At 71.9% G+C, this 12,684-nt stretch carries 13 protein-coding genes and 1 pseudogene; 4 read left to right on the forward strand and 10 right to left on the reverse strand.

The features are described 5' to 3' along the window. From EAD98_RS20110 to EAD98_RS20125, 4 genes are all read right to left on the reverse strand, one after another. A partial coding sequence (locus tag EAD98_RS20110) for a flavodoxin domain-containing protein (protein ID WP_199723470.1) occupies nucleotides 1-208 on the reverse strand: 208 nt, incomplete at its 3' end. Nucleotides 209-504: 296 nt separating this feature from the next. Further along, nucleotides 505-873, reverse strand: coding sequence for a DUF3037 domain-containing protein (locus tag EAD98_RS20115; RefSeq protein ID WP_121655600.1), 369 nt, complete (start codon nucleotides 871-873; stop codon nucleotides 505-507). After that, a complete protein-coding gene (locus tag EAD98_RS20120) occupies nucleotides 870-1,628 on the reverse strand; it encodes a HipA family kinase (RefSeq protein ID WP_121655601.1) in 759 nt (252 codons plus the stop codon). Before EAD98_RS20120 ends, EAD98_RS20115 begins: the two co-directional genes overlap by 4 nt. A gap of 349 nt (nucleotides 1,629-1,977) precedes the next feature. Further along, nucleotides 1,978-2,358: a hypothetical protein gene (locus EAD98_RS20125; RefSeq protein ID WP_121655602.1), complete on the reverse strand. Its 381-nt coding sequence runs from the start codon at nucleotides 2,356-2,358 to the stop codon at nucleotides 1,978-1,980. A gap of 183 nt (nucleotides 2,359-2,541) precedes the next feature. On the opposite strand from EAD98_RS20125, the gene EAD98_RS20130 reads away from it, so the two are divergent. Further along, nucleotides 2,542-3,666: a winged helix DNA-binding domain-containing protein gene (locus tag EAD98_RS20130; RefSeq protein WP_121655603.1), complete on the forward strand. Its 1,125-nt coding sequence runs from the start codon at nucleotides 2,542-2,544 to the stop codon at nucleotides 3,664-3,666. A 10-nt stretch (nucleotides 3,667-3,676) separates the two neighbouring features. Here the strand turns inward: EAD98_RS20130 and malQ are convergent. The 5 genes and pseudogenes from malQ to EAD98_RS20155 form a co-directional block, all read right to left on the reverse strand. Next, nucleotides 3,677-5,596, reverse strand: a pseudogene (malQ, locus tag EAD98_RS20135) (4-alpha-glucanotransferase); the annotation flags it as partial. Between the two features lie 114 nt (nucleotides 5,597-5,710). After that, nucleotides 5,711-6,919 carry an ABC transporter ATP-binding protein gene (locus EAD98_RS20140; RefSeq protein WP_121655604.1) on the reverse strand — a complete coding sequence of 403 codons (1,209 nt, stop codon included), beginning with the start codon at nucleotides 6,917-6,919 and terminating at the stop codon, nucleotides 5,711-5,713. Between the two features lie 10 nt (nucleotides 6,920-6,929). Continuing rightward, a complete protein-coding gene (locus EAD98_RS20145) occupies nucleotides 6,930-7,772 on the reverse strand; it encodes a carbohydrate ABC transporter permease (protein WP_121655605.1) in 843 nt (280 codons plus the stop codon). Nucleotide 7,773: 1 nt separating this feature from the next. Next, the gene (locus EAD98_RS20150) at nucleotides 7,774-8,757 is read right to left on the reverse strand and encodes a carbohydrate ABC transporter permease (RefSeq protein ID WP_121655606.1); all 984 of its coding nucleotides are present in this window, start codon (nucleotides 8,755-8,757) and stop codon (nucleotides 7,774-7,776) included. Further along, nucleotides 8,754-10,040 carry an ABC transporter substrate-binding protein gene (locus EAD98_RS20155; protein WP_121655607.1) on the reverse strand — a complete coding sequence of 429 codons (1,287 nt, stop codon included), beginning with the start codon at nucleotides 10,038-10,040 and terminating at the stop codon, nucleotides 8,754-8,756. Before EAD98_RS20155 ends, EAD98_RS20150 begins: the two co-directional genes overlap by 4 nt. Before the next feature lie 253 nt (nucleotides 10,041-10,293). Between EAD98_RS20155 and EAD98_RS20160 the strand changes: the two genes are divergently transcribed. The 3 genes from EAD98_RS20160 (at nucleotide 10,294) to EAD98_RS20170 (ending at nucleotide 11,936) form a co-directional block, all read left to right on the forward strand. Then, entirely contained in the window at nucleotides 10,294-10,995 is a 702-nt protein-coding gene (locus EAD98_RS20160) for a VOC family protein (RefSeq protein ID WP_147457450.1), read from the forward strand. A 184-nt stretch (nucleotides 10,996-11,179) separates the two neighbouring features. Continuing rightward, a complete protein-coding gene (locus tag EAD98_RS20165) occupies nucleotides 11,180-11,611 on the forward strand; it encodes a hypothetical protein (RefSeq protein WP_121655609.1) in 432 nt (143 codons plus the stop codon). A 46-nt stretch (nucleotides 11,612-11,657) separates the two neighbouring features. Further along, entirely contained in the window at nucleotides 11,658-11,936 is a 279-nt protein-coding gene (locus tag EAD98_RS20170; protein ID WP_121655610.1) for a hypothetical protein, read from the forward strand. A 25-nt stretch (nucleotides 11,937-11,961) separates the two neighbouring features. On the opposite strand, the gene EAD98_RS20175 is transcribed toward EAD98_RS20170, so the two are convergent. Continuing rightward, a partial coding sequence (locus EAD98_RS20175; RefSeq protein WP_121655611.1) for a L,D-transpeptidase occupies nucleotides 11,962-12,684 on the reverse strand: 723 nt, incomplete at its 5' end.

Consider the following 12,684-nt stretch of genomic DNA (forward strand, 5'->3'; position numbering starts at 1 on the left):
TTGCCTCGGGCACGTCCTGGGTCTCCAGTTGGTGCGCGTGCCAACCGGAGTTGGAGCGGATCGCCTCGTCCGGCGCCAGCTCGCGCACCTTGCGCAGACGGACCTCGGCGCCGGCGTCCCCGGCGGCCTCGCACACGGCCTGCGCCAACTGGTACGTGGTGCCGGTGGCGCTGTAGTAGATCACCGCTACCTTCGTCTGGGCAGCCATCAGATGTTCCCCTTCTCGTCTGAGTCAGCGCCCGCGACTACCCCGTGCCTGCCTCGCCAAACGGCAGCCGGCGCGCGCCGGCTGCCGCCAACGGGCCGACCGCCCGGCTCAAATTCTGCGCAAGTTCACGAACGTCGTGGTCCCCCGGCCGCCACGGACCGCGATCCTGATGTCACCGGCGCCGACGGGAAGCCCATCCGCCGCCCCGCGCCGGGCGCCTGAACGGGGGATCGCGCTCCGCCGGCAACGGGGCTGGCGTAGCGCGGTCAGGGGTCGCTCGGCCGGTCACGCCCCGTTCAGCGGACCAGGGCCGCCATCAGTCGCTCCAGTTCCGCCGCCGGGTCGGCGGTGAGCCCGGTGTGCACCGGCCCGGTCTGGATCATCGTGCTGCGCGGCGCGGCCAGCCAGTGGAACCGCTCGCCGAGCCGCATCCGGGTCGCCGGTCCGTCACCGGCGCAGGTCCGGTCCCAGGATTCCAGCACCGCGGCCACCGCCGGCAGGTCGAGGTCGGGCGCCAGCGCGCGGACCCGGTCGGTGTCCAGGTGTGTCCGCGCGGCCAGGAAGTCGCGCTGCTGGCAGTAGAGCAGCACCCCGACGTTGATCTGCTCGCCGCGCTCGATGCGGGGCACCAGCCGGATGACGGCGTACTCGAATGGCTGCCTCATGTCGCGCTCACCTGCGGCAGCCAGTCGGCGCGGCGGGCGACCCGGGCGGACAGGTGCGCGAGGTACGCCTCCCGCGCCGCGTCGGCCGAGTCGAAGTCGGCGGCGGTCAGCCACTCCTCGGGCACCAGCGCCAGCACCTCGGTGAGCAGCTCCGGGGTGACCTGGGGTGCCAGCTCGGCGTCGGCCTCGGCCAGTCGGGAGGCGTACGGCGCCAGCACGTGGTCCTCGGCCCGGTACGCCCGGTGCACGGCAGCGGCGGCGCGCGGCCAGTTGTGGTGGAAGTACAGGCAGGCGCCGTGGTCGATGAGCCACAGCTCCCGGTGCCAGACCAGCAGGTTCGGGTTGCGCCAGCTCCGGTCCACGTTCTCCACGTACGCGTCGAACCACAGCACCCGGGAGGCCAGCATCGGGTCGACGGGGTGCGCGACCGGGTCGAAGCCCAACGCGCCCGGCAGGAAGTCCATGCCGAGGTTGGCCCCGCCGCTGTTGCGCAGCAGCTCCTGCACCTCCTGGTCGGGCTCCGCCCGCCCGATCACCGGGTCGATGTCGAGCATCACCAGCGGCGGCACCCGCAGCTCCAGCCGGCGGGCCAGCTCACCGCAGATCACCTCGGCGACCAGCGCCTTGGGCCCCTGCCCAGCGCCTCGGAACTTCGCCACGTACGTGCCCAGGTCGTCGGCTTCGACCACGCCGGGCAGCGAGCCACCCTCGCGGAGCGGGGTGACGTAGCGGATCGCGGTGACCTGGCGGAGCACTCGCCCACCCTACTGTGATCTCCGGCCACGCCCGCCGTCGGACACATCCTGTTACCGAAGACGATGTCACCAGGCGTGAAGTCCAGGACACCTCGCCCCACTTGAAGCGCGTCCTTTGCTCTGCTTACTCGGATGCACCACCGCGTTGAGCAGGGATTACGTCGCGGAGGCGCTCGGCGGGGCCGAACCCTGTGTAACTGGTGCGCCCAGGTAAGCAGAGCAAAGGGGAATGGGGCCGTGGTTGGGAGCGCGCCCCAGGTCACCCGATGTGACGGGCCGAGGTGCCCCACAGGCTCGCAGAGGACGCCTCGCCCACCGCACGCGGTGGGCGCCACGCCCGCCACCGGTATCAGTCGAGCTTGTCGCGCAGGTCGTCGACCTGCTGCTGGAGGCGGTCCACCGCGCCCTCATTGTTGATGAAGGTGGTGATGCCCGCGGCCAGGCCCAGGCCGATCAGCACCGCCAGGATGCTCAGCACGAGGCCGCCGATCGCCACGCCCCGGCCGGTCACCCCTGGTCGGGCGGCCATCTTCAGCCCGACGATGCCCAGAATGATCCCGATGATCCCGAGCACCAGGCCGAGCCAGGCCAGAATCGCGGTCAACACGCTGATCAGACCGGACACCCCGAAGACCAGGGCGAAGGTCGCAGCCGCGCTGGTCTTGGCACCGGTGGCCCCCCGGTGGGTCTGGGACCCGGCGCCTCGGGCCGGTTCGCTTGCGGCAGTCATGACACTCCCTTCCGCACGCGCGGCGCGCGCACTTCCGGCCGGCCGCCTTCCCACTGCCACGGCCGTTATGCCCCCAACCGCGACCGGGCGGCTGCGGGCTGCGGGCTGTGGGGTGTCACGCCGACCCCGGCGTCGGTGGGTGGCCCTAGGCTGGCGGCCCGGCAACCGGAAGGAGCCCCACCGATGCCTGCCGACCTCGGCGCCGCCGACGCGCTCGCGCTGCGGATGACCAGCCTGCTGCTGCGCCCGCACCCGACCACGCGACCCGGCACCGTCGCCGAGGTGGTCGAGTGGTTCGGCGCGATGCAGGCGCAGGACCTGGCCAGCGGGCTGTGGTCGCTCGGCGCGCGGCTGCCCGGGCGGACCATGGCCGACGTGCAGGCGGCGCTGGAGCGGCGCGAGGCGCTGCGCACGTGGCCCATGCGCGGCACCGTGCATCTCGTTCCGCCCGCCGACGCGCGCTGGATGCTGGAGGTGACCGGCGTCCGGTCGCTGGCCAGCGCGGCGACCCGCCGGGCGCAGCTCGGCCTCACCGACGCCGACGCGGACCGCGCGGTGGACGTGCTCGGCACGGCGCTGGCCGGCGGCGGCCGGCTCACCCGGGCGCAGTGCCTGGCCACCCTGCGGGCCGCCGGTCTGGACACCGACAGCCAGCGCGGATACCACCTGCTGTGGTACGCCAGCGTGCGCGGGGTGACCTGCCTGGCGCCGAACGTCGGTACCGAGCAGACCTTCGCGCTGCTCGACGAGTGGGCGCCCGGGCCCCGCCTGCTGGATCGGGAGGAGGCGCTGGCCCTGCTCGCCCACCGCTACGTGCGGGGGCACGGGCCGGTCACCGCCCGCGAGTTCGCCGGCTGGACCGGCCTCACCCTGACCGACGCGCGGCGCGGGTTGGCTGCCGCCGGCGACACGCTGACCGGGGTGCGGGTCGACGGCGAGGAGATGTACGTCGACGCGGCGTTGGCCGACGCGCCGCGCACACCGGTCGACGACGTGCTGGTGCTGCCCGGCTTCGACGAATACCTGCTCGGCTACCGGGACCGGGCCCTGATGCTCGACCCCGCGCACCAGGCGGCCGTCGTGCCCGGCAACAACGGCATCTTCCAGGCCACCGTGGTGCGGGCCGGCCGGGTCGTGGGCCTGTGGAAGCGGCGCATCGCCCGCGCCGCGGTCACGGTGACGATCCAGCCGCTGACGCCGCTGAACGCCGGTGAACGCGCCCGGGTGGAGCAGGCCCTGGATCGGTACGCGGAGTTCCTCGGTCTGGCACCCCGGTTCGACTGGCCGGTCGCGGGCGAGCCGCGGTGAGCAACTCGACGATCCGGGCCACCCGGGGATCCGAACGGATCTCCGCCACGGTGGCCGGCAGCGGCAGCCGCCAGTTCGGATACTCGTCCACCGTGCCCGGCATGTTCGGCTGGCGCACCTCGCCCAGCACGTCGTAGAGGGAGACGCCGAGCAACCGGGTCGGGCTGGCCGCGAGGGCGGCGTGCATCGCGACCACCACCTCGTCGTCATCCGGCCGGGCCGACTCGCCCGCGTCGGGCAGCAGCGCCTCGGCGCGCAGCATCCCCAGCAGGCGCTCCCGCTCCGTGGCGGCGCGTGCCCGCTCCGCCGCCACGTCGGTGGTGAGCAGCTTCAGCTCGTCACGCGCCCGGACGTGCTCACCGGTCAGGAACCCGGGCGCGGTCGGCAGGTCATGGGTGGAGATGGTGGCCAGCGCGTTGCGTGGCCAGCGCGCCGGCGGGACGAAGCCGCCGTCGTCGTCCCGGGCGAACCACAGCACGGTCGAACCGAGCATGTTGCGCCCGCGCAGCCCCCGGGTGACCGCCGGCTGGACCGTGCCGAGGTCCTCGCCGATGACCACCGCCGCGGCCCGGTGCGCCTCCAGGGCGAGGATGCCCAGCATCGCTTCGGCGTCGTAGCGGACGTAGGTGCCCTCGGCGGCGCCGGCGCCCGGAGGCACCCACCACAGTCGCCACAGCCCCGCGACATGGTCGACCCGCAGCCCACCTGCGTGCCGCAGGGTTCGCCGCAGCATGTCCCGGTAGGCCGCGTACCCGGTGTCGGCGAGCCGGTCCGGCCGCCACGCGGCGAGGCCCCAGTCCTGGCCGAGCTGGTTGAAGTCGTCCGGCGGTGCGCCGACCCGGACCCCCTGGGCCAGCACGTCGGCGAGCTGCCAGCCGTCCGCACCGCCCGGGTCGATGCCGACGGCAAGGTCGTGCACCACCCCGACCGGCATCCCGGCCGCCCGGGCCGCCGCCGTGACCGCGTCGAGCTGCTCGTCGCAGAGGTGTTGCAGCCAGGCGTGGAACGCCACCCGGTCGGCCAGCTGGCGGCGCTGCTCGGCGACCGCCGGGGCGTCCGGCTGGTGCAGCTCCGGCGGCCAGGCCCGCCAGTCGTTGCCGTGCCGCTCGGCCAGCGCGCACCAGGTGGCGAACGTGGTCAGCGCCGGGTCCGCGGCGAGGTCCACCGGGTTGGCGTACGGGTGCAGCAGCTCCAGCGCGTGCCGCTTGGCGGTCCACACCTCGTCGTAGTCGATCAGGTCGCCGCGGTCGGGGCGCAGCGCGTCGACCACCGCCCGGGTCGCCGGATCCGCTGCCCGGTACGCGGCGGTGTCGCTGACCCGCAGGTAGAGCGGGTTGACGAAGCGCCGGCTGGCCGGCGAGTACGGCGATGCGGCCACCGGGCGCGCCGGCCCGACCGCGTGCAGCGGGTTGAGGAGCACCAGGCCCGCGCCGGTGGCACCGGCCCAGCCGGTGAGCTCGGCGAGGTCGCCGAGATCGCCCATGCCCCAGGAGCGTTCCGACCTGAGCGCGTAGAGCTGGAGCATCCAGCCCCAGGCGCGCGGCGGCACCGGCAGCCGGCGGGGCACCACCACCAGCGTCACCTCCCGGTCGACGCAGGCCAACCGGTGCCAGCCCAGCGGCAGGTCCGCCGGAAGCTCGCCGTCGACCGGGCGGCGACCACCGTCCTCCAGGGTCACCACGCCCGGGCCGGGCAGCGCCCGACGGGTGCCGTGGGTGAGCACCACGGTCGCCGGCAGAGCGGCCCGGTCGACGGCGCGGGCGGCGGTGAGCGCGTCGGCGACAGCCGCCGGGCTGGTGGCGTCGACGCCGAGCAGCCCGAGCACGCCGACGACGGTCTCCGGCGCGACCTCGACGCGGCGGTGCCGCCAGTCCTCGTACCAGGTGGACACGCCGTGCGCGTTGGCCAGCGCGGCCAGTCGTCGGTTCATCCGTACCCCGCTTCACGACGCGACCTTCGACCACCTTGCCACGGCCGCGCACGCGGCGCAGGACATGACGGGGCCGGCGGGCGAACCCGCCGGCCCCACCACGATGGACGCCGTTCAGTCGGCGAGCGCGCCGGCCGCGCGGCCCTCGTGCAGGGTGAGGTTGCGGCCGTTGGTCGGGTCGAACAGGTGGATCTTCTCCAGGTTGAACCAGACCCGGCGCGACTGCCCCTCGGCCACCGCCGACTCGGCCGACAACCGGGTGACCAGGTTGCTGCCCGCGCCGCTGAAGTCGGACGCGCCGGCGTCGGCGGCCAACTCCTCCAGCTCGGCGGCGCTGGCCCGCTCCCCCTCGACGGTGAAGTACACGTACTTGTCCGAACCCATCGACTCGACGATCTCCACCGGCGCCTCGAACTCCAGGCCCCGGCGGCGGGTGTCCTCGTCGACGAGCTCCGCGTCCTCGAAGTGCTCGGGACGGATGCCGAGGATCAGCTCGCGCGGCGCGTCGGCCGCCTCCAGCTCACGGCGGATCCGGTCGCCGAGTGGCACGTCGCCGAGTGCGGTCCGCAGGCTGCCGTCCTGTACGGCCGCGTGCAGGAAGTTCATCGACGGCGAGCCGATGAAGCCGGCCACGAAGAGGTTGCGCGGGTGGTCGTACAGCTCCTGCGGCGGACCGACCTGCTGCACCGCGCCGCCGCGCATGATCACGACCCGGTCGCCGAGGGTCATCGCCTCGGTCTGGTCGTGGGTGACGTAGACGGTGGTGGTGCCGAGCTGCTTCTGCAACCGGGACACCACCGTGCGCATCTGCACCCGCAGCTTGGCGTCCAGGTTGGACAGCGGCTCGTCCATGAGGAACGCCTTCGGCTGCCGGACGATCGCCCGGCCCATCGCCACCCGCTGCCGCTGCCCGCCGGACAGGTTGGCCGGCTTGCGGTCCAGCAGGGACGTCAGCTCCAGGACCTTCGCCGCCTCGTCGACCTTGGAGTTGATGGTCTCCTTGTCCAGCTTGGCGAGCCGCAGGGGGAACGCCATGTTCTCCCGCACGGTCATGTTCGGGTACAGGGCGTACGACTGGAACACCATGGCGATGTCCCGGTCCCGGGGGGCCTTGTCGTTGACCCGCTGGCCGCCGATGCGCAGCTCGCCGGAGCTGATGTCCTCCAGACCGGCGATCATGTTGAGGGTGGTGGACTTGCCGCAGCCCGAGGGGCCGACCAGGATCACGAACTCGCCGTCGGCGATCTCCAGGTCGACGTCCTGCACGGCGACGGTCCCGTCCGGGAACTTCTTGCTCACCTTGTCGAGCACGATGTCAGCCATGACTACTCACCTATCCCTTGACTGCGCCGGAGGTCAGGCCGGACACGATGCGGCGCTGGAAGAAGAGAACGAACAGGATGATCGGAACGGTGATCACCACGGCGGCGGCGCAGATCGCCCCGGTGGGGTCCTCGAACTGCGACGCGCCGGTGAAGAACGACAGCGCGGCCGGCACCGTGCGGGACCGCTCCGTGGAGGTCAGCGAGATGGCGAACAGGAAGTCGTTCCAGCAGAAGATGAAGACCAGGATCGCCGTGGTGAACAGCCCGGGCGCGGCCAGCGGGGCGATGACCCGGCGGAACGCCTGCCCCTGGGTGGCGCCGTCCATCTTCGCCGCCTTCTCCAGGTCCCACGGGATCTGCTTGAAGAACGCCGACAGCGTGTAGATCGCCAGCGGCAGCGCGAAGGTGATGTACGGCAGGATCAGGCCGGGCCAGGTGTCGAAGAGGCCGAGCTGGCGCTCGATCTCGAACAGCGGTGACACCAGCGACACCTGCGGGAACATCGCGATCAGCAGGGACACGCCGACGAGCAGCCCCTTGCCGGGGAAGTCCAGCCGGCTGATCGCGTACGCGGCCATCGCGCCGAGCACCACCGCGATGAGCGTGGCGATCAGGGCGATGCCGATCGAGTTGATCAGCGCCCGGACGAACTGGTCGGTGTCGAAGATCGTCCGGTAGTTGTCCAGCGTCCACTCCCGGGGGATGAAGTTCCCGTCGGTGATGGTGGCCGGCGTCTTGAACGACAGCGACGCGATCCACAGGACGGGGACCAGCGCGAAGACGACCACGAGAACGTCCAGCAGGCCCCAGCGCAGCCGGGCACGGGTGGTGGTTTCGGTACCGGTTGCCATGTCAGCGCCTCTCCCCGTCGTCGCTGCCGGGAGCAGCGGTGCCGAACAACTTCACGAAGACGAAGGCGATGATCGCCACGGTGATGAAGATCAGCACCGACATCGTCGAGCCGATGCCGAGGTTCAGACCCCGGATCAGGTTGTTGTAGGCGAGCATCGACACCGACGACGTCTCGTTGCCACCGGCGGTCAGCACGAAGATGTTGTCGAAGACGCGGAACGCGTCCAGGGTGCGGAACAGCAGCGCGACGAGGATCGCCGGCTTCATCACCGGCAGCATCACCTTGGTGAACTTCTGCCAGGCGGTGGCACCGTCGGTGGAGGCGGCCTTGAGCAGGTCCTCAGGGACCAGCGCCAGCCCGGCCATCAGCAGCAACGCCATGAACGGGGTGGTCTTCCAGATCTCCGCGAGCATGATGATCGCCAGGGAGCTGGCCCGCTCGGTGAGCGGCGCGCCGTCGCTGAACAGGTCGGCCAGGTAGCCGGTGCCGGGCGTCCAGGCGTACCGCCAGGAGAACGCGGCGACCACCGTGACGATCCCGTACGGGATGAGCGCCGAGGTCCGGACCAGGCCGCGCCCGACCAGGGTGCGGTGCATGATGATCGCGAGGCCCATGCCGAGCACCAGCTCGACGGCCACGGTGACCACCGTGATCAGCATGGTCACCCCGAACGCGGTCCACCAGAATTCGTTGGTGAGCACGGTGACGTAGTTCTCCAGCCCGATGAACTGGCGTTCGTCGGGGAAGCGCAGGTCGAAGCGCTGCAAGGACAACCAGACCGAATAGATGATCGGGTACGCGGTCACCGCGACCATGACCAGCGCGGCGGGCGCGCAGAGCAGCCAACCGAGCTTCCGTTCGGCCTTCTTGTTCTCGCTCAGCGGCGCCTTGCGGCGGCTGCCGCGCTGGGCGGGGACGGTGGCGTGCCGTTCGGTCTCCTCGACGGCGGTGTCCGCACCTGTTGGCGTGGCGTTGATGCTCACGGAAGGACCCCCTTGGACTGGAGGGCGTCGGCGATGGCGGAGCGCAGCTCGTCGGCGGTCTGCTGCGGACGGATCTCCGACGGCGGCGACAGGATCGCCGACAGCACGGTGGAGATGCTCTGGTAGGCCGGGGTCAGTGGACGGGTCGCCGGTTCCTTCAGCTCCTCCAGGATGGTGTCCTTCATCGGGTACGCCTCGGTCATCTCCGGCTCGTCGTAGACCGCCTCGATGGTGGGCGGGACGCCGTCGTTGATGGCGGAGAACTTCTGGTGCTCGGCGTCGCGGATGCACCGGGCCGCCTCGAAGGACAGCTCCGGGTGCCTGGAGTAGGAGCTGACCGCCAGGTTCACCCCACCGATGGTGACCTTGCTGGGGGTGTTCTCGTCGACACCCGGGATCCGGGCCCAGCCGACCTGCTTCGCCAGCTCGGGGTTCGCCTCCTGAAGGGCGGGATAGACGAACGGCCAGTTCACCTGGAAGGCGCCCGCACCGGACTGGAACTCCAGCCGGACCGGGTCCTCGGTGGCGTTGGTGAACGACGGCGAGGTCACGCCCGACGTGGCGAAGCGTTGCAACTGCTCCAGCGCCCGGACCGTGCCGTCGTCCATCACGGCCTGCGTGCCGTCGTCGTTGAGGATCTTTCCGCCGGCGCTCTCGGCCAGGGTGTTGTAGAGGACGACGAGGCCTTCGTACTGGGCGCCCATGGTGAGCACCTGGTACGGCTTGCCCTGGTCCTTGAGCTGCTGGGCGGCGGTGATCATCTGATCCCAGCTCTTCGGCGGCTGCGGCACCAGGTCCTTGCGGTACCAGAGCAGCTGGACGTTGGTGTTCTTCGGCGCCGCGAAGAGCTTGTCCTCGTAGCGGGCGGTGTCCAGCGGCCCGGCGAGGGTGCCCTGCTCGACCTCGGCCTTGTCCTGGCCGGTCCACTCGCGGATCCAGTCGGCGCTGGCGAACTCCTGGGTCCAGGTGACGTCCAGGCCGAGCACGTCCATTCCGGTGTCCTCGGCAGCCAGCCGGCGCACCATCTGCACTCGCTGGTCGTCGGCCTGTCGGGGCAGCACCCGGTAGGCGATCTCGTACCGCCCCTGGGCCTGCGCGTTGCAGTCGTCGACGACCTTCTGCAGGTTCTGCTCCGGCGGGTAGTACAGGTTGATCGTCGGTGGGCCACCAGCGTCACCGGAACCGCAGGCAGCCATGGGCGCCACCAGCGTCAGCGCGGTGGCTGCCGCCACCGCGCGTACCCGTGGTCGCCGTCGACGTCGGGCCTCGTCAGGGTCGCTCATCACCCCTCCCCTCTTGTCGGCCAGCAGCCGGGGAAGGGCACCGCGCCCCGGCGCACGGCGAGACGGCCGGGGCTCAGGACCAACGGCGCGGCCAACCCGGACGTTTCGTGGCCTTCACACTGCCCGAGCTGCGAAGTCGCGAAACCTGACGCCGACGCGGACCCGGACGAGCGGCCCGGTGTGCGCGACGTCACTTTGGGCACGGCGGCCGCAGCGGCGCACCCGACGGCCGGGGACCCGGCATGCTGTGCCGGTGATCGCGCGCTTCAAGGACCTCTGCCTGGACGCCTCCGACGCCCGCATGCTGGGTGCCTTCTGGGCCCGGATCCTCGACGCGGACGTGGCCGACGCCGGCGGCGAGGACACCCGCGTCGATCCTCGTGCCGCCCGCTCGGGCGCCGAGTCGATCTGGGTGAACCAGGTGCCCGAGCCGCGTATCGGCAAGACCCGCGTACACCTGGATCTGCGGCTGGCCGGCGCGGAGCCGTCGGCGCTGCTCGCGGCCGGCGCCCGGCTGGTCCGCGCACCGTCCGCGGACGTGACCTGGTGGGTGCTCGCCGACCCGGAGGGCAACCCGTTCTGCGGGTTTCCGGCCCGCGAGGGCACCCGGCCGGGCCCGTTCGAACTGGTCGTGGACTCTGCCGACCCGGCGGCCCAGGCGACCTGGTGGGCCGGTGTGGTCGGTGGCACCGCCGAGTACGGCTCCGGTACCGCGTCGGTGGTGGGCGCCTCCGGATTCCCCTGGGAGCACTGGGTGTTCGACGCGGTGCCCGAGCCCAAGACGGTCAAGAACCGGATGCACTGGGACGTCGACCTGGCCGACCCGGAGCCGACGGCGCTGATCGCGGCGGGCGCGACGCTGCTGCGCGAGCCGGAGGAGGAGAGCCGTTGGTGGGTCCTGGCCGACCCGGAGGGCAACGAGTTCTGCGCCTTCGCGCCGCGTCCCATCGGGTGAGCGACCGACTACCCAGCGCGGGCACCGTCGGCTAGCGTCTTCCTAGCGCCACAGCCAGCGCGTTCGCCGCCGACGTCGACACGCCTCCGGCCGACCCCGACCTGCCCGTTCGGTTGGTAATCGCGGGAAGTCCCACCGCCATTTCCCCGGTTCGGCAGGATCGTCCCAACGAGGAGGTGCCGTCGTGCAGGACACCCGCGCTCTCGCCCTGACGTTCGAGGTGAGCGGCCTGCCACCGGTCAAGACCGAAGCGTTGTCCATCTTCGCCGCCGGACACCGGCAGGCGACGAGGGTCCGCACCCTGCTCCAGGCCGCCCTGGCGGCGGCCCAGCACACCGGCTGGACGCCGCTGCAAGGCCCGATCGAGGTCGACCTGGTCCTGCGCTGCCCGCCCGGGCACCGTACGGCCGACGCCAGCACCCTGCTCGGCGGCGTCTGTGCGGTGTTGCAGGACAAGAAGCGGGTGACCAGCATCGGCCTGGCCCACCTCGGCGTCCTGGTGGACGTCGCTCTCTTCGACGACGACCGGCAGATCCGCCGGTTGTCGTACCACGAGGAGCCGGCGGAGGACTTCTCGTACCAGGTGCGGGTCGCCGCCGTACCGGCTGAGGTTTGACCGACGGACGCGGTGGGGTACCGCCGACGCCGACGAAGGGAGCACCATGTCGGAGCCACACGTCACGCTCGACCCGCGCGGGCTGGATCCGGTGCAGCAGAAGCTGCGCGGCCCGTTGGAGGACCAGCTGACCTCGGCGCTCCAGGCCGCCACCGACCGGGTCCGCGCCGGTTACGCCGGCGAGCCGGTCGAGCAGGTCTGCCAGCGCCTGTTGGACGAGACACGCTCCGGGCTCCATCCCGACATCGCGGCCGGCTTCAACCCCGACATGGACGAGTTCTGCCGGGTGGCGGTGGCGATCGTCCGCGGCGGCGAGGTCTCCTGATCCACCGGCCCGCGCCGGGCTCGGCTCAGTAGCGGCGCATCTGGGCGTACGGGCTGAGCACGATGCGCGGCGACAGCGCCGGGTCCAGCCAGGTCAGCACGTCGACCAGGTCATCGTGTGCGAGGGACACGCAGCCGGCGGTGGCGTTGCCGGCGCTGGTGCTGAACTGGTGCAGGAAGATTCCGCTGCCCGCGTTCGGCACCGGCTTCGACACGTTCGGTGGCATGTTGTAGGTGATCACGGCGAAGTGTGTGTACGCGGGCACCTCCTGCCACAGCGCCTCGCTGGCCCCGCCGGGGTTCGTCGAGCTGTGCTGGAAGGTGTTGTACGCCGGCGACGACGGGTTCTCGTTCCACCAGTCGCCGCTGACCAGCCGGTGGTACGGGTACCGCACGCCCGGGTTCGCGTCGATGCCGTACATGGTGGCGCCGATCGAGTAGACGCCCGTGGGCGTGGTCGGCACACCCTCCACGTGGTTGTCGCTGAACCCCTTGGAGCCGATCCGGGCGGGCACCAACGCCGAGGCGGGCGTCCAGCCACTCCGACCCCGCTCGTACGCCTCCAGGGTCGCGTAGGTGGTCGTGCTGCTGGTGGTGCCGACGATGAGCACCTGCTTCGTCTGCGCCGGCAGGGTCGTCAACCGCGCGGCCAGGTTGCGGCGCGGCCAGACCGAGCCGGTGGATGCGGAGACGGTCGCGACCCCCCGGGCCGGCGCGGGCCTGGGCGCGCCGGCCCGGGGGGTCGCGAC

The sequence above is a fragment of the Micromonospora sp. CV4 genome (assembly GCF_003667455.1).
Taxonomy (GTDB): domain Bacteria; phylum Actinomycetota; class Actinomycetes; order Mycobacteriales; family Micromonosporaceae; genus Micromonospora.